Raw genomic sequence first — 26,819 nt, forward strand, 5'->3', positions numbered from 1 at the left:
TGGTTCCGCCGCCTACGCATCCGCTGGGAAATCCGCGACGACATCCACGAAGCCTTCCTCAGCCTCGCCTGCTCCCTCATCTGCTGGCGCCAACTCCAACGCCCCCAGAGTTAGGAGTTCTTAACGCCTCCGGTATAGCAGGGGCCCCCGCTTAACACGCGCCGGCAGATGCCGCGTGCCGGCCGGCGGACGGGGTAGAACGGTCCGCATGGCCGAGACCGAGAACGCACCCGGCGCGCAGGAGTTCATCCCGCCGTCGGCGGACACCATCGACGCGCTGCGGACCGCGGCGGCCTGCTGCCGCGGCTGCGAGCTGTACCGGGACGCGTCGCGGACCGTCTTCGGCCGGGGCGACGAGAGTGCCCGGGTGGTCTTCGTCGGCGAGCAGCCGGGCGACGTGGAGGACCAGCAGGGCCTGCCGTTCGTCGGCCCGGCCGGCCGACTGCTGCGTAAGGCCGTGGACGACGCCGGCCTCGACCCCGGCCAGATCTACCTGACCAACGCCGTCAAGCACTTCCGCTTCGAGCTGCGCGGCAGGCGGCGCATCCACCAGACCCCGGACCGGGTGCACATCACCGCCTGCCGGCCCTGGCTGGTCGCCGAGTTCGCCCGGCTGCGCCCGGAGGTCGTGGTGGTGCTCGGGGCCACCGCCGCCAAGGCGCTGCTCGGCCCGACGTTCCGGGTGACGAGACAACGCGGCGAGCTGCTGCCCTGGCCGGCCGCCGCCCAGCATCCGGAGGACTTCGCGCGGGTGCCGGTGGACCGGTCCGGCGCGGTCGCCGACGCGCCGGACACCCGGCTGCTCGCCACCATCCATCCGTCCGCCGTGCTGCGCGCCGACAACCAGGACATCGCGTACGAGGGCCTGGTCGCCGACCTCAAGGTGGCGGCCGGCGTGCTGCGCTGAGGTCGGCCGCGTTCTTCCCGCTCCCGATCTGAATGGTGTTCCCGGCATGGACATGCCTCTACCGGCGCTTGTTGTTCTGGCGCGGTTCGGCGATCCGGCGATCCGGTCGGGCCGGGCGACCTGTCACCTGAATGCGATATGCCTCTGTGTCATAATTATGACCTCAGAGGCATACGACATCGAGGTGATGTCTTCCCCTCCCCTGACACGCCGACCGCACGAGCCGCGCCTCAGCGGCGTGTCGAATCCGTTCTTTGATCGCGGCGACGAACGCCTGGAGGTCTCCGGGGCGAACACCAGCGCCAGCCTGCGGGTGGCGCATCGAGCCGTGGGTGACGACCGGGTGCGGCTCCCCGCCCGCTGAGAGAGCCGCCGGGTCAGGCGCGTCCCTGCCAGGTGCACAGGCAGACCCGGTTGCCGTCCGGGTCGGCGAGGACCCAGAAGTTCGGGGCCTCCGCGTCGCTGACCAGCGTGCCGCCGACCGCGAGCGCCGCCTCGATGCGCGCCGCGACAGCGGCTGGGTCGACCCACACGTCCGGGTGCCAGCGCTGCCGGGGCTCCTCGCGGCCGGACGCCTGGAACCAGATCGTGGGCAGCGCGCCGGCCGGGTCGCGTACCTCGTCGTCGGTGGCGTCCGTGCCGCCCGGTCGTTCCCCCGCCAGGACCGCCCGCCAGAACGGCGCGACGACGGCGTGCTCCGGGCTGTCCAGCGCGAACTCCAGGCGGGACAGCCCGGCCGGGGACGGCGACAGGCCGGCGTCGGCGGCGAGCGCCGAGATCGTCCGGGCCAGGCGCAGGTCCCGCCCGGTGACGCCGCCCACGTCGTGCGACCACAGCCGCACGTCCACAAAGGTGTAGCGCAGGTCCAGGTCGGGATGATGGTCCACCCGCTCGGCCTCCGCGCCGACCGCGGCCACCAACGCCAACCCGGCCGCGAAGTCGGGGGTACGGATGCGGGTGTGCAACGCGCCCAGCAGGTACGTCCACCCGTCCAGCCCGGCGTCGGCGATCTGTGCTCCGGTCAGCGTGGCCATCCGGCCATCCTGACTGCGCGGGGGCCCGCCCGCCACCGTCCACACCGGATTACCCGCAGACGCCCGGGGGTAGAGCCCCGCCATGGCCGCCAACGACCGTGTCGTGTCCCTGGTGAGGCTCGGCCCACCCGCGCCGTACGTGCTGTTCATGGTCCTCGCCACGCTCGGCTGGCTGCCGGTGCGCCTGTGGGAGGAGCGGGACGGGTCCGTGCTCGTCGCGCTGGTCAGAGCCGGCCTGAACGGGGTGATCTGGGGGATCATCTTCCCGTTCGTGATGAGCCGGATGGGCCGGCGGCACCGTACGGCCGCCGAGGCGGAACGGGCCGCCGCCTGGGGGGTGACCCGGGCCGCGTTGCGCCGGGGCGAGCCGCCCACCGGCGAGGCGGGACGGGCGGCGGTCACGGACGACCTGCCGGCGGTACGCCGGGGAGCACTGTGGGGCGCCGTCCTGGGCACGCTGTTCCTCGGCGCGTTGATCGGGCTCGCCGTGCACGTCGGGCGGACGGCCAGCGCGATCGGGTTCGGCGTGATCCTGGTCGCGGTGCTGGCCGAGGCCGCGCGTACCCGCTTCCGGGAACGCCGGCTGCGGGCGGCGCTGTACTGACCGGCGGGCCCTGTCCAGGGTGGGTGAGCGGTGCCAGACTGGCCGCCATGGAGCAGCATCTCTACCAGCCCGTGCACGACGAGTTCCGGGACCTGTGCCGTCGGTTCCTCGCCCGGGAGGCGGTGCCGCACCACGAGCGGTGGGAGGCCGAGGGCATCGTCGACCGCGCGGTGTGGCGCAAGGCGGGCGCGGCCGGGCTGCTCGGCCCGGACGTGGACCCGGCGTACGGCGGTGGCGGGCAGCGCGACTTCCGGTTCAACGCGGTGCTCGACGAGGAGATCATCGCGGCCGGCTGCACCGGTCTGGGCTTCGGCCTGCACAACGACGTGGTGGCGCCGTACCTGACCGAGCTGACCACCGCCGACCAGCGCGAGCGCTGGCTGCCGGGCTTCTGCTCGGGCGACCTGGTCACCGCGATCGCGATGAGCGAGCCGGGCGCGGGCAGCGACCTGGCCGGCATCCGCACCACCGCGGTCCGCGACGGTGACTCGCTGGTGCTCAACGGCCAGAAGACGTTCATCACCAACGGCGAGCTGGCCGACCTCGTGGTGGTGGTGGTGAAGACCGCCCCGGAGCAGGGCGCGCACGGGGTGAGCCTGGTGGTGGTGGAGCGGGACACGCCGGGCTTCGGCCGGGGGCGCCGGCTGGCCAAGGTGGGGCTGAAGGCCAACGACACCGCCGAGCTGTTCTTCGACGACTGCCGGGTGCCGGCGGAGAACCTGATCGGCGCCGAGAACCAGGGCTTCTACCACCTGATGGCCAACCTGCCCCGGGAGCGGCTGAGCATCGCTGTCGCCGCGGTGGCGGCCTGCGAGAAGCTGCTCGCGCTCACGCTGGAGTACGCCCGCTCGCGGGAGGCGTTCGGCCGCCCGATCGGCTCGTTCCAGCACAACCGGTTCCTCCTGGCCGAGCTGGACACCGAGGTCACCATCGCGCGGACGTTCGTGAACCACTGCGTCGCCGAGCACGACGCGGGCCGGCTCTCGGTGACCGACGCGGCGAAGGCGAAGTGGTGGACCACCGAGTTGCAGACCCGGGTCGCCGACCGGTGCGTGCAACTGCACGGCGGGTACGGCTTCATGGCGGAGTACCCGGTGGCGAAGGCGTGGCTGGACAGCCGGGTGCAGACCATCTACGGCGGCACCACCGAGATCATGAAGGAGATCATCGGCCGAGGGCTGGGTCTGTGAACACCATGGCCACCGACCTGACCGCGCCGGCCCCGCCCCGGCCCGACGTCGCCGCCATCCAGCGGCGTACCCTCCGGCTGCTCTTCCTCACCCAGATCGTCGGCGGCCTCGGCGTGGCCATCGGCATCTCGGTCGGCGCGCTGCTCGCCGCCCGGATCGCCGGCACCGCCCTGGCCGGGCTGGCGCAGAGCGCCGGGGTGGTCGGCGCGGCGCTGCTCGCCGTGCCGGTGACCCGGCTGATGGCGGCGCGCGGGCGGCGCCCCGGGCTGGTCCTGGCCTACCTGGTCGGCGCGACCGGCGGCATGCTGGTGGTGGCCGCCGCGGTGACCCGTCTGGTGCCGCTGCTCTTCGTCGGCATGCTGCTGTTCGGCGGCGGCACGGCGGCCAACCTCCAGGCCCGCTACTCGGCGGTGGACCTCGCCGAGCCGGCGCGTCGGGGCCGGCAGTTGTCGCTGGTGGTCTGGGCCACCACCATCGGCTCGGTGACCGCGCCGAACCTCGCCTCGTTCGCCGACGACGCCACCCGGGGCTGGGGCGTGCCGACGCTGGCCGGGCCGTTCGTCTTCAGCGCCGTCGCGTTCGTGCTGGCCGCCGTCGTACTCTTCGCGTTGCTCCGGCCGGACCCGCTGCGCACCGCGCGCCGGCTGGCGGCGGCCGAACCGGCCGCTCCCGCCGGCCCCGACCGGGCGGTCACCCGCCGCGGCGGCATGGTCGCCGCGTGGCGGACGGTACGCCGGCGGCCGGCCGCCCGCCTCGGCATCGCCGCGGTCGCGGTGGGGCACCTGGTGATGGTCGCGGTGATGTCGATGACCCCGGTGCATCTCGGCGAGTGGCACTCCGACGCGGACGTGCTGCGGGTGGTCGGCATCGTGCTCAGCCTGCACATCGCCGGCATGTACGCGTTCTCGCCGGTGGTGGGCTGGCTGACCGACCGGCTGGGCCGGCGGCCGGTGATCCTCGGCGGCGTGGCGCTGCTGCTGGCCGCGTGCGCGGTGGCCGGTACCGCCGGGCACCACACCCCGCCGCTCTCGGTGGGGCTGGCGCTGCTCGGGCTGGGCTGGTCGGGCACCATGGTGGCGGGCTCGACGCTGCTGTCGGAGTCGGTGCCCGCCGCCGACCGGCCCGGTGTGCAGGGCCTGTCCGACCTGCTGATGGGGCTGGCCGGGGCGGGCGCGGCGGCGGTGAGCGGGTTCGTCATGCGGGCCGTGGGGTACCCGACGCTCACCCTGCTGGCGGCGATCGCGGTGGTGCCGCTGGTGGCGCTGGCGGTGCGGCGTCCCGGCGCGGAACCACTCGACGAGGAGGGCTGAACACGTGCGGCTGACCGACTTCTGGACGCGTCTGGAGGAGGCGTTCGGGCCGGGCTACGCGGCCAGCATCGCCAGCGACCAGGTGCTGTCGCAGCTCGGCGGGCGGACCGTCGAGCAGGCGCTCGCGGCTGGTGAGGAAACGCACGTGGTGTGGCGCGCGGTGGTCGCCGCGTATCCCGACCGCGTGCCCGCGCGACTACGCTGAGCAGCCTTTTCTCTGGTTCCGCGTGTCGCTTGCCCAGTCGTACACCTGTTCGGCTATTGTCCACAGCGGGGTGCTCGTCCACAGCTCACGGCCCGTCGGCTGGTTTTCTGTCGGACCCAGCGCCTAGCGTGTCCCGCGTGACGCGAAGCTCAGGAAAGACGCCGGCGAAGGCAGGGGTGGCAACGATGGCGGCAGGTCCTGACCGGGAGAAGGCGCTAGACCTTGCTCTCGCTCAGATCGACAAGCAGTTCGGCAAGGGTTCGGTGATGCGGCTGGGGGAGCGGCCCGTCGTGCAGACGGCGGTCATCCCCACCAGCTCCATCGCGCTCGACGTGGCGCTCGGCGTGGGCGGTCTGCCCCGCGGCCGGGTGGTCGAGATCTACGGTCCGGAGTCCAGCGGTAAGACCACCGTCGCCCTGCACGCGGTGGCCAACGCCCAGCGGGCCGGCGGCATCGCCGCGTTCATCGACGCCGAGCACGCGCTCGACCCGGAGTACGCGAAGGCGCTCGGCGTCGACACCGACGCCCTGCTGGTCTCCCAGCCGGACACCGGCGAGCAGGCGCTGGAGATCACCGACATGCTGGTCCGCTCCGGCGCGATCGACATCATCGTGATCGACTCGGTCGCGGCCCTGGTGCCGCGCGCCGAGATCGAGGGCGAGATGGGCGACAGCCACGTCGGCCTCCAGGCCCGGCTGATGAGCCAGGCGCTCCGGAAGATCACCGGCATCCTCAACAACACCGGCACCACCGCGATCTTCATCAACCAGCTCCGCGAGAAGATCGGCGTGATGTTCGGCAGCCCGGAGACCACCACCGGTGGTCGGGCGCTGAAGTTCTACGCGTCGGTCCGGCTCGACGTGCGCCGCATCGAGAGCCTCAAGGACGGCACCGACGTGGTCGGTAACCGCACCCGGGTCAAGGTCGTGAAGAACAAGGTCGCCGCGCCGTTCAAGCAGGCCGAGTTCGACATCATGTACGGCAAGGGCATCTCCCGTGAGGGCTCCCTGATCGACGTCGGCGTGGAGCAGGCGATCATCCGCAAGTCCGGCGCCTGGTACACCTACGACGGCGACCAGCTCGGCCAGGGCAAGGAGAAGGCCCGCGAGTTCCTCCGCGAGAACCCGGACGTGGCGGCCGAGATCGAGAAGAAGATCCTGGAGAAGCTCGGCGTCGGCACCGGTGGTGCGGGCGACGCCGCCGGCGGCCCGGAGTTGCCGCCGGTCGACTTCTGATCCGCTGACCAGTGGCAGGACGACGCGCCCGTACGGGACGGGGCTGGGATGCCAGCCCATCCCGTACGGGTGACGCCACCGGCGCGCCGCAGCCCCGCCGTGGCCGCCGTGGTCGCGCGGCGGAGTCCGATCCGGGGGAGGCTCCGGCTCCGGCCCGCGACGAGGCCGAGCTGGCCCGGGAGATCTGCCTGCGGCAGCTCGCCACCCGACCGCGGACCCGGGCCGAGCTGGCCGGCGCGCTCGCTCGGCGCGGCATCTCCGAAGAGGTGGCCGAGCAGGTCCTCGACCGGTACGACGAGGTCGGCATCGTCGACGACGCGGCCTTCGCCCAGGCCTGGGTGAGCAGCCGGCACACCGGCCGTGGGCTGGCCCGCCGGGCGCTCGCCAACGAGCTGCGCCGCAAGGGCGTCGACGACGAGCTGGCCGGCGCGGCGCTGGACGGGATCGACGAGGAGGCCGAGGCGGAGACCGCCCGTGCCCTCGTGGACCGGAAGCTGCGCACCGCCCGGGGCGAGCCCGACGCGGTGTTCCGGCGTCTGGTCGGCATGCTGGCGCGTAAGGGTTACCCGGCCGGCGTGGCGATCCGCGCGGTGAAGGACGCGCTGGCCGCGCAGAGCGCCGAGGCGGCGGAGTTCGCCGAGCACATCGACGCCGACGCCCTGGCCGACGCGGAGAACGACCTCGACGCCCGCCCGCACGACTGACCGTCCGGGCGGCCGACGTCGTGGAGAAGGGTGCGGATCAGTGCTGAAGGCGTGTCTGAACGGCGGGCGGCGACGGGACGAGCACCCCGCCGTCCCGCTCACCCCGGCCGAGTTGGCCGCCGACGCCGCCCGTTGCGCGGCCGCCGGAGTGGCCGCGGTGCACGTGCACCCGCGCGACGACAGCGGCGTCGAGTCCCTCGACCCGGCCGTGATCGCCGCGGCGGTCGACGCCGTCCGGGCCGCCTGCCCCGGCCTGCCGGTCGGGGTCAGTACCGGCGCCTGGATCGTGCCCGACCCGGCCGAGCGGGTGGCCGCCGTGCGCGCCTGGTCGGTGCGGCCCGACTTCGCCTCCGTCAACGCCCACGAACCGGGCGCGGCGGCGGTCGCGGCGGCCCTGCACGAGCGCGGCGTCATGGTCGAGGCCGGCCTCTGGACGATGGCGGCGGTCGACGCGTGGCGTCGCTGGCCGACTCCGACCGGCCGGGTCCTCGTGGAGTGCATGGCCGAACCGGAGGAGGCGGCGCTCGCCGACGCGGTGGCGATCCTCGCCGCGCTGCCGTCCGGGTGCCCGCCGGTGCTGCTGCACGGCGAGGGCCCGGCCACCTGGCCGGTGTTCGCCGAGGCGGTCCGTCGGGGCCTGCACACCCGCATCGGCCTGGAGGACACGCTGCTGCTCCCGGACGGCAGCCGCGCGCCGGACAACACCGCCCTGGTCTCCGCCGCCCGGGCGATCATGCTCCGGGGGATGGGGTCTGAGCAGCCGGGAAACGTCACGCTAGGATGACGGGCGGCGAGGTTTGTCCGGCCCTGTCCGGCATATTCTCAGCACTCCGTGACGGCTCAACTTCTCTCCGTCCGGGTGGTTTGATCATGACTCCTTGACCGAACGGGTCCTCGCGACCTAGCCTCGCCATACAGGCTCACTTTGCCCGACCAGCGCAGGCTAAGCGCACAACATAGATCGCGTAACAGAACAGCATCACTTTGGCCAGCTTCACCGGCCCTTGACGGCAGCTCCGGACCGGGTCCGGAGCGACCGACAACTGCAACCGGCCGCCGGCGGTTCCCCCCGAAGGGGCACCGCCGACGGAAAGCTGCGCACAGCCAGCCGCTCCGGTCGGGCGTCCAGAGTCGCAGGCGCGTGCCCGTCGGCGCGTGTCCTGCGGCGCCGACGTTCAGGGGAGGCGGCCATGGCGCGGCGGCACAGGTTCACCGGCGGTCTGCGATGAGCGCCTTCGACGTCGTCCTCCTCGTGGTGGTGCTGCTGCTGGTCGTGGTGGTGGTCGGTGCCGTGCTGTTCGGCGTGCGGACGCTCCAGCGGCTCAGCATGGCCCCGGCACCGGAGGACCCGGCCTTCATCGCGGAGAAGGACCGGCAGGAACAGTCCCTGGCCGCGTTGCGGACCGCCGCCGACGAGGTCAACAGCACCATCGACGTGGCGAAGTCGGCGGCCTCCGCGGCCCGGGCCGAGGCGGCTGGCGCGAAGGCCGAGGCGAAGGCCGCCCGCGCCGAGGCGCGACGGGTGCTCGACGACGCCCGCGCCGAGGCCGACACCGTGCTGGAGCGGGCGCACAAGCAGGCCGAGGCGGACGCCGAGCAGCTGCGTACCACCGCCCGGCGCAGCGGCGAGCGGGAGGTCGCGGTGCTCGCCGCCACCACCCGCGAGCAGGCCGCCGAGGTGGAGCGCCGGGCGGCGAGGATGGACGAGCGGGAGCGGCTGCACACCGAGGAGGTGGAGCGGCTCGCCGAACGGGAGCGGCAACTCACCGCCGCGACCGCCGCGCTCGCCGCCCGGGAGGCCGCGCTGGCCGAGCGCGAGCGGGCGCTGACCGAGGTGGAGGAGCAGCGCCGCCGCGAACTGGAACGGGTGGCCGGGCTGACCGCCGACGCCGCGCGGGCCGAGCTGGTCGAGTCGATCGAGGGACAGGCCAAGCGGGAGGCCGCGCTGCTGGTCCGGGAGATCGAGTCGGACGCGCGGGGCACCGCTGAGCAGCGCGCCCGGCACATCGTGGTGGACGCCATCCAGCGGGTGGCCAGCGAGCAGACCGCGGAGAGCGTGGTCAGCGTGCTGCACCTGCCCGGCGACGAGATGAAGGGCCGGATCATCGGCCGGGAGGGGCGCAACATCCGCGCCTTCGAGTCGGTCACCGGCGTCAACCTGATCATCGACGACACGCCCGAGGCGGTGCTGCTCTCCTGCTTCGACCCGGTCCGCCGGGAGGTCGGCCGGCTGACGCTGGAGAAGCTGGTGCTGGACGGTCGGATCCATCCGCACCGGATCGAGGAGGTCTACGACCTGGCCCGCCACGAGGTGGAGGAGCTGTGTCACCGGGCCGCCGAGGACGCCCTGGTCGAGGTGGGCATCACCGAGATCCATCCGGAGCTGGTCACGCTGCTGGGCCGGCTGCGCTACCGGACGTCGTACGGGCAGAACGTGCTCAAGCACCTGGTGGAGACCGCGCACATCGCCGGCACCATGGCCGCGGAGCTGCGCCTGGACGTGGCGACCATCAAGCGCTGCGCGTTCCTGCACGACATCGGCAAGGCGCTCACCCACGAGGTGGAGGGCAGCCACGCCATCATCGGCGCCGACCTGGCCCGCAAGTACGGCGAGGCCGAGGACGTGGTGCACGCCATCGAGGCGCACCACAACGAGGTGCCGCCGCAGACCATCGAGGCGGTGCTCACCCAGGCGTCGGACGCCTGCTCGGGCGGGCGGCCCGGGGCCCGGCGGGAGAGCCTGGAGGCGTACGTCAAGCGGCTGGAGCGGATCGAGGAGATCGCGGCCGGCAAGCTCGGCGTGGAGAAGGTCTTCGCCATGCAGGCGGGTCGGGAGATCCGGGTGATGGTCAAGCCGGACGACGTGGACGACATCGGCGCGGCGGTGCTGGCCCGCGACGTGGCCAAGCAGATCGAGGAGGAGCTGACCTATCCGGGGCAGATCCGGGTGACGGTGGTGCGCGAGTCCCGGGTCACCGAGATCGCCCGCTGACGGACGCGTGGGGATGGTGGCCGGTGCCGGCCGCCATCCCCACGCTGCGTTCGGTGTCTGTGGGCGCCCTCGCTCAACCCTGTGGTTCGGTCACCTGAGCGTCGTCCCGCGGTGCCGTCGCCTGCTTCGGGACCCGGAATCCGCGTCGGCGGGTACGCCGGTCGAGCCAGTTCGCCAGCGCGGTCACCAGTGAGTTGATGGCGATGTAGATGAGGGCCACCACGATCGCCGCGGCGACCACGTTCCCGCGGTTCGCGGACAGGTCGTTGACGCCCCGCTGGAGCAGTTCGGGGAAGGCCACGATGTAGCCGAGCGCGGTGTCCTTGAGCAGCACCACGAGCTGACTGACGATCACGGGCAGCATGGCGCGGGCCGCCTGCGGCACCAGGATCAACTGCATCACCTGGCTCTTGCGCATGCCGACGGCGTAGGCCGCCTCGGCCTGGCCCGCCGGGATCGAGCGGATGCCGGCGCGGAACGCCTCGGCGAGCACCGACCCGTTGTAGAGCGTGAGGCCGACGACCACGGACCAGAAGGCCGACACCGGTCCCTGGATCAGGAACGGCACACCGTAGAAGATGAAGAAGATCATGAGGAGCAGCGGGACGGCGCGGAAGAACTCCACGATCGCGCCGGCCGGAACCCGGACCCACCAGTGGTCGGAGAGCCGGCCGACCGCGAACAGGATGCCGAAGGCCAGCGACAGCACCATGCCGGTGGCGGCGGCGAACAGGGTCTGCCGCAGGCCGGGCCAGATGAACTGGGTCCAGGTGGATGCCTCGGTGAAGGGCTGCCAGAGGCTGCCCTCCCACTGCCCGGCCTGGTCGAACTTGGCGTAGACCCACCAGAGCAACGCCACCAGGCCGACGCCGAACACAACGCTGAGCACCGCGTTGCGGACGCGGGCCCGGGGCCCGGGGTGGTCGTAGAGAACGGTGCTGGTGCTCATCAGCGCTTCACCGCCAGTCGGTTGGCCAGCCAGCCGAAGAAGTAGCCGGTCGGAATGAGGAGCGCGGCGAAGGTGCCGGCGAAGACGGCGAAGATCGCGATCACCGCGTCGCCGTTGCTGTTGATGAGGTCCTTCATCACGCTGGACGCCTCGATCAGGCCGATCGTGCCGACGATCGTCGCGTTCTTGCACAGCGCGATGAGCACGCTGCCCAGCGGGGCGACCACGGCCCGGCCGGCCTGCGGGAGCACCACGATCCGGAGGGTCTGGAAGAAGGTCAGCCCGATCGCACGGGCCGCCTCCGCCTGACCGGGCGGGACGGTGTTGATACCGGACCGGACCGCCTCGCAGACGAACGCGGCGGTGTAGACCGACAGGCCGACCACGCCGAGCCAGTAGTTGTTCTGGTCGAGGTCGTCGGAGAGAGTCAGCCCGAGCGTGGTGAAGAGGCCGAAGTAGCAGAAGAAGATGATCAGCGTCAGCGGCGTGTTGCGGAAGATGTTGACCCAGGCCGCGCCGACGCCCCGCAACACCGGCACCGGGGAGACCCGGAAGGCGGCGAGGAGCACGCCGAGCACCAGCGCGAGGACCGCCGACGCGCCGGTCAGCTTGAGGATCCAGAGAAAGCCCGACAGGTACGCGTCGAGGTTGGTCGGATCAGCGAATACGTGCATGCGTCGACTCCCGGGGCACGTCGTCGGCGTCCTGACAGACCAGGGCCGGCACCCGTGCGGATGCCGGCCCCCGGATCAGGTCAGACGCTGCCGCAGTTGGTCAGCTTCGTGGTGTCCAGCTCGGGCGCGGCCGTGCCGCTCTTGCCCAGGGTCGCGTCCCAGGCGGCCTTGTACGAGCCGTCCGAGGCGGCGGTCTTGAGGATCTCGTTGACCTTCTCGCAGCCGTCCTTGTCGTCCTTCTTCAGGCCGATGCCGTAGGGCTCGCTGGAGAAGGGCTTGCCGACCACCTTGAACTTGCCGGCGTACTGGGACTGCGCGGCGTAGCCGGCCAGGATGATGTCGTCGGTGGTCACCGCGTCGATCTTGCCGCTCTCCAGCAGCGGCAGGCACTTCGAGTACGAGTCGAACTGCTGGAGCTTGGCCTTCGGGTGCTCGGTCTGGATCCGCTTGGCGGGGGTCGAGCCGGTGACCGAGCAGACCGTCTTGCCGTCGAGCGCCTCCGGGCCGGTCAGCGTGGAGTCGGCCTTGACCAGCAGGTCCTGGCCGGCGATGTAGTACGGCCCGGCGAAGTTGATCTTCTGCTTGCGCTCGTCGTTGATGGTGTAGGTGGCCACCACCAGGTCGACGGTGCCCTGCTGGATGAAGGGCTCACGGTTGGCCGAGACGGTGGTCTTCCACTCGATGTTGCCGGCGTCCACGCCGAGGCCCTTGGCCACGATCTTGGCGATCTCGACGTCGAAGCCCTCGTACTGGCTGCCGGTCTGGATGCCGAGACCCGGCTGGTCGGCCTTCACGCCGATGACCAGCTTCTTCTGGTTCTGGGCCTTGCCGATGATGCCCTTGGCCCCGCCGCTGCCGGACCCGCTGTCCCCGTCGCCGCCGCAGGCGCTCATGCCGAGCGCCAAGGTCGCCGCCGCGGCTACCGCCGCCACGCGCTTCATACGCATACTCATCTCCTTCTTCGACGGAGCCGCCGGGGACGACTCCACTACGGACGCTCAGTGCGTGAGGATCTTGGAGAGGAAGTCCTTGGCCCGCTCGCTGCGCGGGTTCGCGAAGAACTCGGCCGGTGGCGCGTCCTCGACGAGCTTGCCGTCGGCCATGAAGATGACGCGGTTGGCCGCGTGCCGGGCGAAGCCCATCTCGTGCGTGACCACCACCATGGTCATGCCGTCGCGGGCCAGCGAGGTCATCACGTCGAGCACCTCGCCGACCATCTCCGGGTCGAGCGCGCTTGTCGGCTCGTCGAAGAGCATCGCCTTGGGCTGCATGGCCAGCGCGCGGGCGATGGCCGCCCGCTGCTGCTGGCCGCCGGAGAGCTGGGCGGGGTACTTGTCCGCCTGGTTGGCGATGCCGACGCGGTCGAGCAGGGCCAGGCCGCGCTCGCGGGCGGCGGCCGGCTTCTCCTTGCGGACCTTGACCGGCCCGAGCGTGACGTTCTCCAGGATGCTCTTGTGCGCGAAGAGGTTGAACGACTGGAACACCATGCCGACCTCGCTGCGCAGCTTGGCCAGGGGCTTGCCCTCGGCCGGCAGCGGCTGCCCGTCGAACGTGATGGTGCCGTCGTTGATCGGCTCCAGCCGGTTGATGGCGCGGCACAGCGTCGACTTGCCGGAGCCGGACGGGCCGATCACCACGACCACCTCGCCCCGGCCGACGGAGAGGGACACGTCGTCGAGCACGTGCAGCGGCCCGAACCACTTGTTGACCCCGTCGAGCACGATCAGCGGGTCGCCCGTCGTCACGATCGTCCACCGTCCCTGTCGTCCGTGCCGGAACAGGGGGTCGGTCGACCCCCGGTTGGGCAACTGTAAGCGGGGTGATGTGGCGGAACGCAACTCAGTTGGTCACGGAGCGGTAACACCGGTCACCGGTGTGCCGGCGGGTCCCAATTCCGTCCCCGACCGGGGTGCCCGAGTGGCGACGCCGCCGTCTCGCGGAGATCATGGAGCGATGACGTTCCGGCTCACCGAGTACGCCCGTGGCGGCGGCTGCGCCTGCAAGATCCCGCCCGGTGAGCTGGAGGCGATGGTCGCCGGGCTGGGCCCGAGCGGCGGCGCCGCCGAGCTGCTGGTCGGGCTGGAGAACGGCGACGACGCCGCGGTGGTCCGGCTGGACGAGCGCACCGGCCTGGTGACCACCGCCGACTTCTTCACCCCGGTCGTCGACGACGCGTACGACTGGGGCCGCATCGCCGCCGTCAACGCGCTCTCCGACGTGTACGCCATGGGCGGCACCCCGCTCGTCGCGCTCAACCTGCTGTGCTGGCCGCGGGAGGTACTGCCGTTGGAGCTGGCCCGGGAGGTGCTGCGCGGCGGGCAGGATGTGGCCCGCGAGGCGGGCTGCCACCTGGCCGGCGGGCACAGTGTGGACGACGACGGCCCGAAGTACGGCCTGGCGGTCACCGGGCTGGTCCACCCGGACGAGTTGATCACCCTGGACGCCGGGCGGGCCGGGCTGCCGCTGTCGCTGACCAAGCCGCTCGGCGTCGGCGTGCTGAACACCCGGCACAAGCAGACCGGGGAGCGCTTCGCGGCGGCGGTCGACTCGATGACCCGGCTCAACCGGGACGCCGCCCGCGCCGCGGTGGCCGCCGGCATTCGTTGCGGCACCGACGTGACCGGCTTCGGGCTGCTCGGGCACGCCTCGAAGCTGGCCCGCGCCAGCCGGCTCACGGTGGCGATCGACACCGCCGCGGTGCCGTACCTGGAGGGCGCGCGGGAGGCGCTGCGCGACGGTTACGTCAGCGGCGGCACCCGGCGCAACCTGGAGTGGGTGACGCCGTGGACCGACTTCGGCGACGCCGACGAGGCCGAGCGGCTGCTGCTGGCCGACGCGCAGACCTCGGGCGGGCTGCTGGTGGCCGGCGAGGTACCGGGCGGCACGGTGGTCGGCGAGCTGCTGCCCGCCTCCGACACGTTGATCAGGCTGCGCTGACCGGCGTGGCATCGGTCTGGACGCGACACCGTACCCGATAAACTGTCATCTTCCCGCTACTCAGGGCAACGTCGCCCAGGGGAAATTTTGCCCGGAATGGTCACAGACCGGTAACTTGCCCCCGGTCGAGGTCAAATGCCCCCCACCATCGTCAGTAAGGCCCGATCCGGAGGCCGGTGGGACGAGCGCAGCGAGGAGGCGGCATGACCGAGCTGTGGAACTGGAGAATCGACGGCAGTGCGCCGGTGGAGGTCTACCCGGCGTTGGCCGAGGCACTCGGCCGGGTGGTGATGCCGCTCGCCGTCGCCGACCCGGTCCGGCTGCCCGCGTACGCGGTGGTCTGCGACGTGTGGGAGGCGCCCGGGGCGTACGGCACCGTGGTCGACTGTTACGGCGTGCCCGAACGCCTGCCCGAGCTGCCCGCCATCGCGGCCCTGGCCCGGGTGCTCGGCCGCAACTGCCTGATGCGCGACGACACGCTCGACGCCGGCCGGCACCTGCTGGTCGCCCCGGACGGCACGATCCGCCCGGTGCACTTCGACGTGGTCGAGACCGACGACGGCGAGGTGCTCAGCGACCAGCGGCTCTGCACGCTTGCCGACCCCGGCTGCCGGGGCTGGTCGCAGTGCCACCGCTCCCGGTGGGCCCCCGACTCGATCGCCCCCGCGCTGGCCGCCGCCTGACCGGCCCCCACCCCCACCCGCCGGGCGGGACACGGGGGTGGGGCGGTCCGGGTGGCCCGGATACGCTGTCCGGGTCATGACTACCGCAGCCGCGGGCAGCCCGCGCACCTACCAGGTGCGCACGTACGGCTGCCAGATGAACGTGCACGACTCCGAGCGCATCTCCGGCCTGCTCGAAGACGCCGGCTACGTGCGCGCCGCCGAGTCCGCCGACCAGCCCGACGTGGTGGTGTTCAACACCTGCGCGGTCCGGGAGAACGCCGACAACCGGCTCTACGGCAACCTCGGCCACCTGCGCCCGGTCAAGACGAAGCACCCCGGGATGCAGATCGCGGTCGGCGGCTGCCTGGCCCAGAAGGACCGCGGCGAGATCGTCCGCAAGGCGCCCTGGGTGGACGTCGTCTTCGGCACGCACAACATCGGCTCGCTGCCGGCGCTGCTGGACCGGGCCCGGCACAACGCGGCGGCCGAGGTGGAGATCCTCGAGTCGCTGGAGGTCTTCCCGTCCACGCTGCCGACCCGGCGCGAGTCGACGTACGCGGGCTGGGTCTCCATCTCCGTCGGCTGCAACAACACCTGCACGTTCTGCATCGTGCCGTCGCTGCGCGGCAAGGAGAAGGACCGCCGCCCCGGCGACGTGCTCTCCGAGGTGCGCGCGCTGGTGGCCGAGGGCGTGCTGGAGGTGACGCTGCTCGGGCAGAACGTCAACTCCTACGGCGTGGAGTTCGGCGACCGGTACGCGTTCGGCAAGCTGCTGCGCGCCTGCGGCGACGTCGACGGGCTGGAGCGGGTCCGCTTCACCAGCCCGCACCCGAAGGACTTCACCGACGACGTGATCGCCGCGATGGCCGAGACGCCGAACGTCTGCCACTCGCTGCACATGCCGTTGCAGTCCGGCTCCGACGACGTGCTGCGGGCGATGCGCCGCTCGTACCGGTCGGAGAAGTACCTGGGGATCATCGCCAAGGTCCGGGCGGCGATGCCGGACGCGGCGATCACCACCGACATCATCGTCGGCTTCCCCGGCGAGACCGAGGCGGACTTCCAGCAGACCCTCGACGTGGTCCGGGAGGCCCGGTTCTCGTCGGCGTTCACGTTCCAGTATTCCAAGCGCCCCGGCACCCCGGCGGCCACCATGGCCGACCAGCTCCCCAAGCAGGTCGTGCAGGAGCGCTACGAGCGGTTGATCGCCTGTGTCGAGGAGATCACCTGGGCGGAGAACAGGAAGCTGGTCGGCGAGACCGTCGAGGTGCTGGTCGCCGTCGGTGAGGGGCGCAAGGACGAGCGCACCGGCCGGATGTCCGGCCGGGCCCGCGACGGCCGGCTCGTGCACTTCGCCACCGGTGAATTGGCCGGGCGGATCCGCCCCGGCGACATCGTGCACACCACTGTCACGTACGCCGCCCCGCACCACCTCAACGCGGACGGGGCACCGGTGGCGCACCGGCGTACCCGGGCCGGCGACGCGGCCGAGGCGGGACGCGCCCCGCGTACGCCAGGGGTGCTGCTCGGGCTGCCGACGGTCGGCGCGCCGGCCGAGTCGCCCGCCCCCACCGGCGGCTGCGCCGCCCACTGACCCCGCCCCGGGGTAAGGAGGGGCCCCCTCTTAACAGCTCGATGTGAGAAGGGGCCCCTTCTATACCGTATGCGTTAAGAAGGGGCCCCTCCTTACACCATCAGCAGGCGGTGCCGTTGAGCTTGACGGTGGCGGGGGCGGCGGCGGTGCCGTTGGCGGTGAAGCCCACGGTCACCGAGGCGCCCGGCGCCAGCGACGACGCCCAGTTCGGCGCCGCGGCCGTGACCGTGGTGCCGGACTGCGTGACGGTGGCGTTCCAGCCGCTCGCAAGCGTCACCCCGGACGGCCACGTCCAGGTGGCCGACCACGGGTTCAGCGCGGCGTTGCCGGTGTTCTTGACGGTCAGCTCGCCCTGGAACCCGCCGGCCCAGGCGTTTGTCTGCTTGTAGCTGGCGGTGCAGCCGCCGCTGGGCGCCGGCGTCGTCGGTGCCGGCGTGGTCGGTGCCGGCGAGGTGTTCGGGGTGCCGGTCGGGGACGGGCTGCTGGTGCTGCCGCCACCCGTCGGCGGGATCAGGTACGGCTGGAGGATGGCCTGCTTGGCCTGGTTGACGGTGGTCCAGTCGTCGTTGGCGATGCCGCCGGTGTCACCCGAGTTCGGGTTCCACGACCAGTAGGTGAACGACATGCCGTTGACCCCGGTGCCGGTGTAGGCCATCAGGTTCTCCAGCCAGACCTTGTCCTTCGGGTCCTGGAGCGTGGTGCCGAACTCGCCCATCATGATCGGCGCGATGTTCTGCTTGTAGAGGTAACCCCAGTACTTGTCCCAGATCGCCGGCATGTTCGCCGGGTAGCTCGGGTCGTCGAACCAGGCCTGCCGGTAGACCGAGGTGGCGTACTCGTGCGGCGAGTAGACCAGCCGGTTCGCCACGTTCAGCCGGACCGGGAACTGCCCGGCCTTGGACAGGTTGCCGCCCCACCAGCCGCAGTCCTCGTCGTTGCTGGGGTCGTTGTCCCAGACGTTCGACAGGCCGCCGCTCGGGCAGCTCACCCCCTCCACGAAGATCAGCCAGTTGGGCTGCACGCCGAGGATCGCGTTGCCGGCCCGCTCGGCGGCGAGCCGCCAGTCCCGGGCGGTGTCGCCACAGCCCCAGCAGGCGCCGGTGGCGGCCGGGTTGGTGCCCTCGGCGTGCGGCTCGTTGTGCAGGTCCGCGCCGATCACCGTCGGGTTGTTCGCGTACCGCTGGGCCATCGTCTTCCAGTCGGCGATCCAGGTCGCCTCGGACACGCCCGAGGTGTACCAGAGCGGCGACTGCCCGGCCGAGGTCGGCCGGTGCCGGTCCAGGATGACGCGCATCCCCTTGCTGCCCGCGTAGTCGATGACCTTGTCCAGGATCTGCAACGGGGAGAGCCCGATCAGGTCCGGGTTGACGAAGTCGTTGATCCCGGTCGCCGTCGCGCCGGGCTTGATGGAGTCGTTCGAGAACGGGATGCGCAGCGTGTTGTAGCCCAACCGGGCCATGGTGTCGAGCTGGCCGCGCCACGGGTTGCTCGACCACAGGCCGTGGAACGTCCTGTTGTCGGTCTCCATGCCGAACCAGTTGATGCCGGTCAGCCGGACGGTAGCGCCCGTGCTGTCGACGATCTTGTTGCCGTTGGTGTGCAGGTAACCGGTGCCGGTGCCGCCGGCCGCGGCGACGGCCGGGGTGGTGCTGACGGCCGCGGCGACGAGGATGCCGGCCGCGGCGGTGGCGAGCGCCGTCAGGGCGCCGCCGAGGGCGGTGCGTCGGTGCATGGGAGCTCCACTTCGGATGCCCGCGCCGCTCGGGCGCCGCGGGCGGCAGGACCAGGAGGCCCGACCCGCTCGTCATCGAGTACGCGGACAGCGTCCGCCGGGCCGGTCACGTGGACGGCCACCCGCGGGGAAACACCGGCGCTCCTCGACGGTGATGATCACCCGTCGACGCCCTGCGCCGGCGTCACAACCTGACTCCGCCGCCCATTCTGATCAGCCCACCTCGATGCGTCAACACACCCCCGCACCCTGCCTCCTTTCCACGCTGATTCACGGAAAGAGTGCCTATCCGGCGTGGAATAGGCACTCTTTCCGTGAATGTGCGCGCGGGGAAGGGGGAAGGGAGGGGTCAGCCGGCCTGCTCGGCCAGTTGGAGGAACTGGCGCTTGGATGCCAGCGCCTGCTCGGCCTCCTTGATGCGGCGGGTGTCGCCGGCCGCCTGCGCCCGGGCCAGCCGCTCCTCGGCCTCGGCCACCTGGGCGCGCATCTGCGCCAGCAGCGGATTGTCCTCCTTGGAGGTGCGCCGCCACGCCGAGTCCATCACCTGGCGGACCTTCTCGTCCACCGCCCGCAGCCGGCGCTCCAGACCGGCGGCCGCCTCCCGGGGCACCCGGCCGGCCTCGTGCCACTGCGCCTGGATCTCCCGCAGCTTCGCCTGGGCGCCCTTCGGGTCGCCGTCGACGTCGAGCGCCTCGGCCTCGACCAGCAGCGCCTGCTTGCGCTCCAGGTTGACCTTCTGCTCGTTGTCCCGCGCCGAGAAGACCTCGCTGCGGCGGGTGAAGAACTCGTCCTGTGCGGCCCGGAACCGTTCCCAGAGCTTCTGCTCGGCCTCCTTGGCGGCGCGCGGCGCGGCCTTCCACTGGGCCATCAGGTCCTTGAGCTGGCCGGCGGTGACGCCCCAGTCGGTGGACTCCTTGAGCTTCTCGGCCTCGGCGACCAGCTCCTCCTTGACCGTCTGCGCCTGCTTGCGCTGCTGGTCGAGGGAGGCGAAGTGGGCGCCCCGGCGCCGGGTGAAGCCGTCCCGTGCGGCGGCGAACCGCTTCCACAGCTCACCGTCGGTCTTCTTGTCGACGCCGCGGATGGTCTTCCACTCGTCGAGGATCTCCTTGAGCCGGTCGCCCGCGGTCTTCCAGCCGGTCGACTCGGCGGCCAGCTTCTCGGCCTCCTCGACCAGGGTGGTCTTGCGGGTCAGCGCCTCGCCCCGGGCGGCCTCCCGGGCCGCCTTGGCCTCGCCGGCCTTCTCCTCGGCGACGGCGGCCAGCTTGTCCAGCCGGGCGGCCAGGGCGTCGATGTCCCCGACCACGTGCGCCTCGGGAAGTGACGCGCGGATCCGGCGGATCGTGGTCAGCGAGTGGCCGGCATCGGCCGCGCCCGAGTTGAGCCGGGCCTCGGTCAGGTCCACCTCGGTCACCAGGTCGGCGAAGCGCCGGGCGAAGTGGGCGAGCCCTTCCTCCGGGGCCCCCGCCTGCCAGGATCCGACCACCCGCTCGCCCTCGGCGGTCTTGACGTAGACGGTGCCGTCCTCGTCGACCCGTCCGAAGGCAGTCCAGTCGCTCATGTGCCCATCCTCGTTCTCCCGGCGCCGAGGGAACAGCCCTCGGTCGCCGCCACGGCGCAGCAAACTTTCTCCCGGCATTGTCACAGGTCCGCCCCCGTCCGTGTCGAGCGCCTGTCGTCGACCGTGACCATACGGTGTCGTACGCCCTCGATGACCGGATCGGCGCGGGACGCACCGGGGTGTCCCGCTAGGTTGGGGTCGTGCCCCTGGTCGCCGCCGCCGTCTGCCCCCATCCGCCGCTGCTCGTGCCCGAGCTGGCCGGCGCCGCCGCGCCCGAGCTGGACGACCTGCGGGCCGCCGCCGACGCGGCCGTCGCCCGGCTGCTCGCCGCCGAGCCCGACGCGGTTCTGCTCGTCGGCGGGGGACCGGAGACCGTCCGGTTCAACGCCGCCGACTCGGGCTCGCTGCGCGGCTTCGGGCTCGACCGACCGGTGCGGCTGTGGAAGACCTCCTGCTCCGGCGGCGAGGTCCTGCCGCTGAGCCTGACCATCGGCGCCTGGCTGGTGAACCGCTCCGGCACCGGGCTGCCCCGCCTGGCCCGGTCGGTGGCCCACGACGCCGCACCGGCGGAGTGCGCGGCATTCGGCGCGAGCCTGATCGCCGACGACGATCCGCGGGTCGCGCTGCTCGTGCTCGGCGACGGGTCCGCCTGCCGGGGCGTCACCGCGCCGGGGTACGACGACCCGCGCGCGCAGGCGTACGACGATATGGTCGCCGCGGCCCTGGCCGGCGCGGACGCCGAGGCCCTGCGCGGCCTGGACCCGGTGCTCTCCACCGAGCTACGGGTCGCCGGGCGGGCGCCCTGGCAGGCGCTGGCCGGCGCGGTGGGCGCGGCGGGCGGCGACTGGCGCGGCGAGCTGAGCTACCACCGGGCGCCCTACGGCGTCGCCTACTTCGTGGCGAACTGGGAGCAGGTGTGAGCGCGAGGAGTGAGCTTGCGAGCCCCGCACTCGCGAACGGAGAGTGGGCATGACCGTCATCGCGGTGGTCGGGCCGACCGCGGCCGGCAAGTCGGCGCTGAGCATCGCGTTGGCGCACGCGCTCGACGGCGAGGTGGTCAACGCCGACTCGATGCAGCTCTACCGGGGCATGGACGTCGGCACCGCCAAGCTGACCCCGGCCGAGCGGGAGGGCGTGCCGCACCACCTGCTGGACATCTGGGCGGTGACGGAGCCGGCCAGCGTCGCCGAGTACCAGAAGCTGGCCCGCTCGGCGGTCGACGACATCCTCGCCCGGGGGCGGGTGCCGTTGCTGGTCGGCGGCTCCGGGCTCTACGTGCGGGCGGTGCTGGAGCAGTTCGAGTTCCCCGGCACCGACCCGGCGCTGCGGGATCGGCTGGAGGCGGAACTGGCCGAGGTCGGCCCGGCCCCGCTGCACGCCCGGCTCGCCGCGGCGGACCCGGTGGCGGCGGCCGGCATCCTGCCCGGCAACGGTCGACGGATCGTCCGGGCGCTGGAGGTGATCGAGTTGACCGGCGCGCCGTTCACCGCGTCGCTGCCGGCGCCCACGCCGTACTACCCGTCCGTGCAGCTCGGCGTTGACCTGGACACCGCGACGCTGGACGAGCGGATCGCGCTGCGGGTGGACCGGATGTGGGCCGACGGCCTGGTCGACGAGGTGCGCGCGCTGGTCGGCGCGGGGCTGCCGGCGGGCCGGACGGCCAGCCGGGCCCTCGGCTATCAGCAGGTGCTGCGGTTCCTGGCCGGTGAGCTGACCGAGACGCAGGCGTACGAGGAGACGATCCGGGCCACCCGCCGCTTCGTCCGCCGGCAACGCTCGTGGTTCCGGCGCGATCCGCGCGTGCACTGGCTCGACTCGGCCGCTCTCGGGTTCGTCGACACGGCGCTGCGGATCGCCGCCGGGCATCAGGGATGATGGGGCCGTGGAGTTCAGCAAGGGGCACGGCACCGGCAACGACTTCGTCATCCTGCCCGACCCGGACGGCACGCTCGACCTGACGCCCGGCCTGGTCGCCGCGCTCTGCGACCGACGGCGCGGGCTGGGCGGCGACGGCGTGCTGCGGGTGGTGCGTGCTGCGAAGCACCCCGACGGCGCCGCGCTGGCCGGCGAGGCCGAGTGGTTCATGGACTACTGGAACTCCGACGGCTCGTTCGCGGAGATGTGCGGCAACGGGGCCCGGGTCTTCGTGCGCTACCTGTTGGAGCGGTCGCTTGCCGCCCCGTCTGGCGGGACGCTGCCCATCGCCACCCGGGCCGGTCTGGTCCGGGCCCGCGTCGAGGGCGCGGACGTGGCGGTCGAGATGCGCCGGCCCCTCCTGCACGACGCGGCCACCGCCACACTGGGCGGGCTGACCCTGACCGGCGCGGCGGTGGACGTCGGCAACCCGCACCTGGTGTGTGCGCTGCCCGCCGCGCTGGACCTGGCCGCCCTTGACCTCACCCGCGCCCCCGAGGTCGATGTCGCGACGTTCCCGGCCGGCGTCAACGTCGAGTTCACCACGCCCGGCGAGCCGGTCGACGGCACCGACGGGCACGTGTTGATGCGGGTCCACGAGCGGGGCTCCGCCGAGACGCTCTCCTGCGGCACCGGCGCGTGCGCGGTGGCGGCGGTGGCGTTGCGGGACATGGGCCGGGAGAACGGCATCGTGGCCGTGGACGTCCCGGGCGGCCGCCTGACGGTCACCGTCACCGCCGACTCCTGCTGGCTGGCCGGCCCTGCCGTGCTGGTCGCTACCGGCACCCTGACCCGAGCCGCCCTGCGCCCCTGACCCCGGCTCCTCCGTCCGGCGCCGGTCGCATGAGGCGTTGCCCCGCACGGGGGCGTTGCGTCGCACGGGGGTTGCGTCGCACGGGGCGTTGCCCCGCACAGGGTCGTTACCCAGCCCGGGGGTGTTTGCCTCGCACAGGGCCTGCCCAGCCGGGGCGGCTGCCTCGCACAGGGCCGTTACCCAGCCGGGGCGTTTGCCTCGCACGAATGCGTTGCCCAGCCGAGGGCGTCGCCTATACCGGGTCATTGGTGACTCTGGGTAGCGGCCCGGGAGGCGGGTGGGCTCAGGAGCGATATACCACCTGGTCATATTTATGACGCAGCGGTATACCGCTGCATAGTTGGACCCCTATCGGCCGCGACACGCCGGCCCGCGACACGCCGGCGGCGGGGGCGGCGCGTGGGCGGCAGCTCAGGGCAAGCGGCCAGACGGCGCGGCATGCTGCGAAGGCGGGCGGCCGGCGCGCGGGGCTGGCAGCCAAGGCGGGTCGGCCCAGGCGGCGCGGCATGGCTGCGAACGCGGGTCGGCCAGGCGGCGCGGCATGCCGCGAACGCGGGCAGCCGGCCCCGGGGCTGGCAGCCAAGGCGGGCGGGCCAGGCGGTGCGGCGGAGGCGGAGGCGGAGGCGAGGCGGAGGCCGCGGCGGTCGGGGTGGCGCCGTCAGGGGGTGGCGCTGGCGTTGGCGGCGATCTCGGGAAGGTCGGCCGGGCCCGGGTCGGCGGCGGGCGGCGGCGTGACGGCCGGGTTCTGCGCGGCGGCGCGCACCGCGGCGGCCACCGCTGGGGCGACCCGCGAGTCGAACACGCTCGGCACGATCACGGTGGGGTTGATCTTGTCCTCGCCGACCACGTCGGCGATGGCGCGGGCCGCCGCGATCGCCATCTCCTCGGTGAACTCCTCGGCGTGCGCGTCGAGCATGCCGCGGAACACGCCCGGGAAGGCGAGCACGTTGTTGATCTGGTTCGGCTGGTCCGAGCGGCCGGTGGCGACCACGGCGGCGTGCTTGCGCGCCTCCCGGGGGTCGACCTCGGGGTCGGGGTTGGCCAGCGCGAAGACGATCGCGTCCTTCGCCATCGCGGCCACGTCGTCGCCGGTGAGCAGGTTGGGCGCGCTCACCCCGATGAACACGTCCGCGCCGCGCACCGCACCGGCCAGGTCACCGGTGTAGTTCTCCTTGTTGGTGTTCTCGGCCAGCCACTGCCAGGCCGGGTTCAGGTCGGGCAGCCCGCGGTGCAGCGCGCCCTGCCGGTCGTACGCGATGATGTCGCCCACGCCCTGACGCAGCAGCAGCTTCATGATCGCGGTGCCGGCCGCGCCGGCGCCGGAGACCACGACCCGGACGTCCGCGAGCTGCTTGCCCACCACGCGCAGCGCGTTGGTCAGCGCGGCCAGCACGCAGATCGCGGTGCCGTGCTGGTCGTCGTGGAAGACCGGGATGTCCAGCGCCTCGCGCAGCCGGGCCTCGATCTCGAAGCAGCGCGGCGCGGCGATGTCCTCCAGGTTGATCCCGCCGTACGCCGGCGCGATCGCCTTGACGATCGCCACGATCTCGTCGGTGTCCTGGGTGTCCAGCACCACCGGCCAGGCGTCCACGCCGCCGAAGCGCTTGAACAGCGCCGCCTTGCCCTCCATCACGGGCAGCGAGGCGGCCGGCCCGAGGTTGCCAAGGCCGAGCACGGCCGAGCCGTCGCTGACCACGGCGACCGTGTTGCGCTTGATGGTGAGCCGTCGGGCGTCGCCCGGGTTCTCCGCGATCGCCATGCAGACCCGGGCAACCCCCGGGGTGTACGCCCGGGACAGCTCGTCGCGGGTGCGCAGCGCGACCTTCGGGGTCACCTCGATCTTGCCGCCCAGGTGCAGCAGGAACGTCCGGTCGGAGACCTTGCGCACGTCCACCCCGTCGAGCGCGGTGAGCGCGTCGACGACCTGGTCGGCGTGGCCGGCGTCGGCGGTGTCGCAGGTGAGGTCGACGATCACGTTGGTCGGGTCGGAGTCGACCACGTCCAGCGCGGTGACGATGGCGCCGGCCTCGCCCGCCGCGGTGGTCAGTCGACCGATGGAGGAGGCGTCGGCGGGCACCGCGATCCGGATCGTGATCGAGAATCCGGCACTCGGCAGTCGGGTGATGGCCACGAGAAAACAACTCCTCCGTCGACGCTGAGCGGCTCGACTGGCATTTCTACCCGCCCACCCGGGCCGACCGGCAGCCGGCCCCACTACCGGTGGGTAGCGCCACGGGCATAACGCGGGTGCGCCCGGCGTTGACACGTGTCAGGATTGCTGTCACGCGCCGAAAATGCTCGGCGATGCACATAACGGACAGGAGACGCGGTTTGCGCGAGCAGGAGACCTTCCACCCCTACGAGGACGACGAGCTCGACACCACCACCGGTGAGTACGAGCTGTCGGAGCGGCAGGCACTGCGGCGGGTCCCTGGCCTCTCCACCGAGCTGACCGACATCACCGAGGTCGAGTACCGCCAGCTCCGGCTGGAGCGGGTCGTCCTGGTGGGCGTCTGGACGGAGGGGAACCAGTCCGATGCGGAGAACAGCCTCACCGAGCTGGCGGCGCTGGCCGAGACGGCCGGCTCGCAGGTGCTCGAAGGGCTGATCCAGCGCCGCAACCGACCGGACCCGGCGACGTACATCGGTCGGGGCAAGGTCGACGACCTGGGCGCGGTGGTGCTCTCCACCGGCGCCGACACGGTGATCTGCGACGGTGAGCTCTCCCCGTCGCAGCTGCGCAACCTGGAGCAGCGCACCAAGGTCAAGGTGGTCGACCGCACCGCGCTGATCCTCGACATCTTCGCCCAGCACGCCAAGAGCAAGGAGGGCAAGGCGCAGGTCGAGCTGGCCCAGCTCGAATACCTGCTGCCGCGCCTGCGCGGTTGGGGCGAGACGCTCTCCCGGCAGACCGGCGGTAGCGGTCGCGGCGGTGGCGCCGGCGGCGGCGTGGGCCTGCGTGGCCCCGGTGAGACCAAGCTGGAGACCGACCGTCGTCGGATCCGGCACCGCATCGCGCGGCTGCGCCGCGAGATCAAGGGCATGACCACGGTACGCCAGACGAAGCGCGCCCGACGCTCCCGCAACGCGGTTCCCGCGGTGGCCATCGCCGGCTACACCAACGCCGGCAAGTCCAGCCTGCTCAACCGCCTCACCGGGGCGGGCGTGCTGGTGGAGAACGCGCTGTTCGCCACGCTGGACCCGACCACCCGCCGGGCCACCACGTCCGACGGGCGGCTCTACACGCTCTCCGACACGGTGGGCTTCGTCCGGCACCTGCCGCACCAGATCGTCGAGGCGTTCCGCTCGACGCTGGAGGAGGTCGGCGACGCCGACCTGGTGGTGCACGTGGTCGACGGCACCCACCCGGATCCGGAGGAGCAGGTCCGGGCGGTCCGCGAGGTGCTCGCCGAGGTGGGCGCGGACCGGCTGCCCGAGCTGCTGGTGGTCAACAAGACCGACGCCACCGACGAGGAGACGATGCTGCGGCTCAAGCGGCTCTGGCCGGACGCGGTCTTCGTCTCCGCGCACAGCGGGCGCGGGGTCGACGAGCTGCGCGAGGCGGTCGAGCGACGGCTGCCCCGGCCGGCGGTCGAGGTCCGCGCGGTGCTCCCGTACGACCGGGGTGACCTGGTGGCCCGGGTGCACCGTCAGGGCGAGGTGCTGAGCACCGCGCACCTGCCCGAGGGCACGCTGCTGCACGTGCGGGTGGGTCAGGCGCTCGCCGCCGAGTTGGCGCCCTACCGTGCGGGTGACCGGCTCACCAACGACGATCGGGTGGGCGCCGGGCGGTGACAGTCC

25 protein-coding genes and 1 pseudogene are annotated in these 26,819 nt (G+C 72.5%); 18 read left to right on the plus strand and 8 right to left on the minus strand.

All coding sequences use genetic code 11. The features are described 5' to 3' along the window. From C8054_RS20545 to C8054_RS31760, 3 genes and pseudogenes are all read left to right on the plus strand, one after another. A pseudogene (locus tag C8054_RS20545) lies at positions 1 to 114 on the plus strand (IS5/IS1182 family transposase); the annotation flags it as partial. Between the two features lie 94 nt (positions 115 to 208). After that, positions 209 to 907 (plus strand): UdgX family uracil-DNA binding protein, encoded by a 699-nt coding sequence (locus tag C8054_RS20550; protein ID WP_107159077.1) that lies wholly within the window; start codon positions 209 to 211, stop codon positions 905 to 907. A gap of 46 nt (positions 908 to 953) precedes the next feature. Continuing rightward, on the plus strand, positions 954 to 1,271 hold the full coding sequence (locus tag C8054_RS31760; protein WP_146179946.1) for a hypothetical protein: 318 nt from the start codon (positions 954 to 956) through the stop codon (positions 1,269 to 1,271). Between the two features lie 13 nt (positions 1,272 to 1,284). Here the strand turns inward: C8054_RS31760 and C8054_RS20555 are convergent, their stop codons facing one another. Continuing rightward, positions 1,285 to 1,941 carry a 4a-hydroxytetrahydrobiopterin dehydratase gene (locus C8054_RS20555; RefSeq protein ID WP_107159079.1) on the minus strand — a complete coding sequence of 219 codons (657 nt, stop codon included), beginning with the start codon at positions 1,939 to 1,941 and terminating at the stop codon, positions 1,285 to 1,287. A 103-nt stretch (positions 1,942 to 2,044) separates the two neighbouring features. On the opposite strand from C8054_RS20555, the gene C8054_RS20560 reads away from it, so the two are divergent. The 8 genes from C8054_RS20560 (at position 2,045) to rny (ending at position 10,181) form a co-directional block, all read left to right on the plus strand. After that, the gene (locus C8054_RS20560) at positions 2,045 to 2,545 is read left to right on the plus strand and encodes a hypothetical protein (RefSeq protein ID WP_146179947.1); all 501 of its coding nucleotides are present in this window, start codon (positions 2,045 to 2,047) and stop codon (positions 2,543 to 2,545) included. Positions 2,546 to 2,592: 47 nt separating this feature from the next. Then, a complete protein-coding gene (locus C8054_RS20565; RefSeq protein WP_107159083.1) occupies positions 2,593 to 3,735 on the plus strand; it encodes an acyl-CoA dehydrogenase family protein in 1,143 nt (380 codons plus the stop codon). 5 nt (positions 3,736 to 3,740) lie between these two features. Beyond that, entirely contained in the window at positions 3,741 to 5,045 is a 1,305-nt protein-coding gene (locus tag C8054_RS20570; RefSeq protein WP_107159266.1) for an MFS transporter, read from the plus strand. 4 nt (positions 5,046 to 5,049) lie between these two features. Further along, complete coding sequence (locus C8054_RS20575; RefSeq protein WP_018785963.1) at positions 5,050 to 5,250, plus strand: DUF3046 domain-containing protein; 201 nt, start codon at positions 5,050 to 5,052, stop codon at positions 5,248 to 5,250. Positions 5,251 to 5,435: 185 nt separating this feature from the next. Next, positions 5,436 to 6,485 (plus strand): recombinase RecA, encoded by a 1,050-nt coding sequence (gene recA / locus C8054_RS20580; protein WP_107159085.1) that lies wholly within the window; start codon positions 5,436 to 5,438, stop codon positions 6,483 to 6,485. A gap of 11 nt (positions 6,486 to 6,496) precedes the next feature. Continuing rightward, the gene (locus tag C8054_RS20585; protein WP_107159088.1) at positions 6,497 to 7,189 is read left to right on the plus strand and encodes a regulatory protein RecX; all 693 of its coding nucleotides are present in this window, start codon (positions 6,497 to 6,499) and stop codon (positions 7,187 to 7,189) included. Positions 7,190 to 7,229: 40 nt separating this feature from the next. Beyond that, entirely contained in the window at positions 7,230 to 7,973 is a 744-nt protein-coding gene (locus tag C8054_RS20590; protein WP_107159091.1) for a 3-keto-5-aminohexanoate cleavage protein, read from the plus strand. 441 nt (positions 7,974 to 8,414) lie between these two features. Next, the gene (rny, locus tag C8054_RS20595) at positions 8,415 to 10,181 is read left to right on the plus strand and encodes a ribonuclease Y (RefSeq protein ID WP_107159094.1); all 1,767 of its coding nucleotides are present in this window, start codon (positions 8,415 to 8,417) and stop codon (positions 10,179 to 10,181) included. 73 nt (positions 10,182 to 10,254) lie between these two features. Here the strand turns inward: rny and C8054_RS20600 are convergent, their stop codons facing one another. The 4 genes from C8054_RS20600 to C8054_RS20615 form a co-directional block, all read right to left on the minus strand. Then, positions 10,255 to 11,130 carry an amino acid ABC transporter permease gene (locus tag C8054_RS20600; RefSeq protein WP_107159096.1) on the minus strand — a complete coding sequence of 292 codons (876 nt, stop codon included), beginning with the start codon at positions 11,128 to 11,130 and terminating at the stop codon, positions 10,255 to 10,257. Next, complete coding sequence (locus tag C8054_RS20605; RefSeq protein ID WP_107159098.1) at positions 11,130 to 11,804, minus strand: amino acid ABC transporter permease; 675 nt, start codon at positions 11,802 to 11,804, stop codon at positions 11,130 to 11,132. The genes C8054_RS20600 and C8054_RS20605 overlap by 1 nt, the downstream gene beginning before the upstream one ends. A gap of 80 nt (positions 11,805 to 11,884) precedes the next feature. After that, on the minus strand, positions 11,885 to 12,751 hold the full coding sequence (locus C8054_RS20610; RefSeq protein WP_107159100.1) for a glutamate ABC transporter substrate-binding protein: 867 nt from the start codon (positions 12,749 to 12,751) through the stop codon (positions 11,885 to 11,887). A 51-nt stretch (positions 12,752 to 12,802) separates the two neighbouring features. Next, positions 12,803 to 13,549: an amino acid ABC transporter ATP-binding protein gene (locus C8054_RS20615; protein ID WP_107159103.1), complete on the minus strand. Its 747-nt coding sequence runs from the start codon at positions 13,547 to 13,549 to the stop codon at positions 12,803 to 12,805. Positions 13,550 to 13,757: 208 nt separating this feature from the next. Between C8054_RS20615 and selD the strand changes: the two genes are divergently transcribed. From selD to miaB, 3 genes are all read left to right on the plus strand, one after another. After that, a complete protein-coding gene (selD, locus tag C8054_RS20620; protein WP_107159105.1) occupies positions 13,758 to 14,741 on the plus strand; it encodes a selenide, water dikinase SelD in 984 nt (327 codons plus the stop codon). 203 nt (positions 14,742 to 14,944) lie between these two features. Beyond that, positions 14,945 to 15,424 (plus strand): hypothetical protein, encoded by a 480-nt coding sequence (locus C8054_RS20625; RefSeq protein WP_107159107.1) that lies wholly within the window; start codon positions 14,945 to 14,947, stop codon positions 15,422 to 15,424. A 76-nt stretch (positions 15,425 to 15,500) separates the two neighbouring features. Continuing rightward, entirely contained in the window at positions 15,501 to 17,000 is a 1,500-nt protein-coding gene (gene miaB / locus C8054_RS20630; RefSeq protein ID WP_107159109.1) for a tRNA (N6-isopentenyl adenosine(37)-C2)-methylthiotransferase MiaB, read from the plus strand. Positions 17,001 to 17,100: 100 nt separating this feature from the next. Here miaB and C8054_RS20635 read toward each other — a convergent pair whose 3' ends face one another. Together C8054_RS20635 and C8054_RS20640 are read right to left on the minus strand one after the other, a co-directional pair. After that, positions 17,101 to 18,732 (minus strand): cellulase family glycosylhydrolase, encoded by a 1,632-nt coding sequence (locus tag C8054_RS20635; RefSeq protein ID WP_107159111.1) that lies wholly within the window; start codon positions 18,730 to 18,732, stop codon positions 17,101 to 17,103. A 349-nt stretch (positions 18,733 to 19,081) separates the two neighbouring features. Next, complete coding sequence (locus C8054_RS20640; RefSeq protein ID WP_107159113.1) at positions 19,082 to 20,290, minus strand: DUF349 domain-containing protein; 1,209 nt, start codon at positions 20,288 to 20,290, stop codon at positions 19,082 to 19,084. A gap of 200 nt (positions 20,291 to 20,490) precedes the next feature. Between C8054_RS20640 and C8054_RS20645 the strand changes: the two genes are divergently transcribed. The 3 genes from C8054_RS20645 to dapF are packed head-to-tail and all read left to right on the plus strand — an operon-like array spanning position 20,491 to position 23,018. Further along, positions 20,491 to 21,210, plus strand: a complete 720-nt coding sequence (locus tag C8054_RS20645; RefSeq protein ID WP_107159115.1) for a hypothetical protein — start codon at positions 20,491 to 20,493, stop codon at positions 21,208 to 21,210. A gap of 49 nt (positions 21,211 to 21,259) precedes the next feature. Beyond that, on the plus strand, positions 21,260 to 22,165 hold the full coding sequence (gene miaA, locus C8054_RS20650; RefSeq protein WP_107159117.1) for a tRNA (adenosine(37)-N6)-dimethylallyltransferase MiaA: 906 nt from the start codon (positions 21,260 to 21,262) through the stop codon (positions 22,163 to 22,165). A gap of 7 nt (positions 22,166 to 22,172) precedes the next feature. Beyond that, positions 22,173 to 23,018: a diaminopimelate epimerase gene (gene dapF / locus C8054_RS20655; RefSeq protein WP_107159119.1), complete on the plus strand. Its 846-nt coding sequence runs from the start codon at positions 22,173 to 22,175 to the stop codon at positions 23,016 to 23,018. Positions 23,019 to 23,676: 658 nt separating this feature from the next. Here the strand turns inward: dapF and C8054_RS20660 are convergent. Next, complete coding sequence (locus C8054_RS20660; RefSeq protein ID WP_107159121.1) at positions 23,677 to 25,149, minus strand: NAD-dependent malic enzyme; 1,473 nt, start codon at positions 25,147 to 25,149, stop codon at positions 23,677 to 23,679. A 173-nt stretch (positions 25,150 to 25,322) separates the two neighbouring features. Here C8054_RS20660 and hflX point away from each other — a divergent pair, with 173 nt between their 5' ends. Continuing rightward, the gene (gene hflX, locus C8054_RS20665; RefSeq protein ID WP_233219751.1) at positions 25,323 to 26,813 is read left to right on the plus strand and encodes a GTPase HflX; all 1,491 of its coding nucleotides are present in this window, start codon (positions 25,323 to 25,325) and stop codon (positions 26,811 to 26,813) included. Positions 26,814 to 26,819: the final 6 nt, after the last annotated feature.

The organism is Micromonospora sp. RP3T, assembly GCF_003027925.1.
Classification (GTDB): domain Bacteria; phylum Actinomycetota; class Actinomycetes; order Mycobacteriales; family Micromonosporaceae; genus Micromonospora.

Coding starts and splice junctions, on each gene's coding strand:
- C8054_RS20550 (WP_107159077.1), top strand. CDS start 209: ATGGCCGAGACCGAGAACGCACCCGGCGCGCAGGAGTTCATCCCGCCG.
- C8054_RS31760 (WP_146179946.1), top strand. CDS start 954: ATGGACATGCCTCTACCGGCGCTTGTTGTTCTGGCGCGGTTCGGCGAT.
- C8054_RS20555 (WP_107159079.1), bottom strand. CDS start 1,941: ATGGCCACGCTGACCGGAGCACAGATCGCCGACGCCGGGCTGGACGGG.
- C8054_RS20565 (WP_107159083.1), top strand. CDS start 2,593: ATGGAGCAGCATCTCTACCAGCCCGTGCACGACGAGTTCCGGGACCTG.
- C8054_RS20570 (WP_107159266.1), top strand. CDS start 3,741: ATGGCCACCGACCTGACCGCGCCGGCCCCGCCCCGGCCCGACGTCGCC.
- recA (WP_107159085.1), top strand. CDS start 5,436: ATGGCGGCAGGTCCTGACCGGGAGAAGGCGCTAGACCTTGCTCTCGCT.
- rny (WP_107159094.1), top strand. CDS start 8,415: ATGAGCGCCTTCGACGTCGTCCTCCTCGTGGTGGTGCTGCTGCTGGTC.
- C8054_RS20600 (WP_107159096.1), bottom strand. CDS start 11,130: ATGAGCACCAGCACCGTTCTCTACGACCACCCCGGGCCCCGGGCCCGC.
- C8054_RS20605 (WP_107159098.1), bottom strand. CDS start 11,804: ATGCACGTATTCGCTGATCCGACCAACCTCGACGCGTACCTGTCGGGC.
- C8054_RS20610 (WP_107159100.1), bottom strand. CDS start 12,751: ATGCGTATGAAGCGCGTGGCGGCGGTAGCCGCGGCGGCGACCTTGGCG.
- selD (WP_107159105.1), top strand. CDS start 13,758: ATGACGTTCCGGCTCACCGAGTACGCCCGTGGCGGCGGCTGCGCCTGC.
- C8054_RS20625 (WP_107159107.1), top strand. CDS start 14,945: ATGACCGAGCTGTGGAACTGGAGAATCGACGGCAGTGCGCCGGTGGAG.
- miaB (WP_107159109.1), top strand. CDS start 15,501: ATGACTACCGCAGCCGCGGGCAGCCCGCGCACCTACCAGGTGCGCACG.
- C8054_RS20635 (WP_107159111.1), bottom strand. CDS start 18,732: ATGCACCGACGCACCGCCCTCGGCGGCGCCCTGACGGCGCTCGCCACC.
- C8054_RS20640 (WP_107159113.1), bottom strand. CDS start 20,290: ATGAGCGACTGGACTGCCTTCGGACGGGTCGACGAGGACGGCACCGTC.
- miaA (WP_107159117.1), top strand. CDS start 21,260: ATGACCGTCATCGCGGTGGTCGGGCCGACCGCGGCCGGCAAGTCGGCG.
- hflX (WP_233219751.1), top strand. CDS start 25,323: ATGCACATAACGGACAGGAGACGCGGTTTGCGCGAGCAGGAGACCTTC.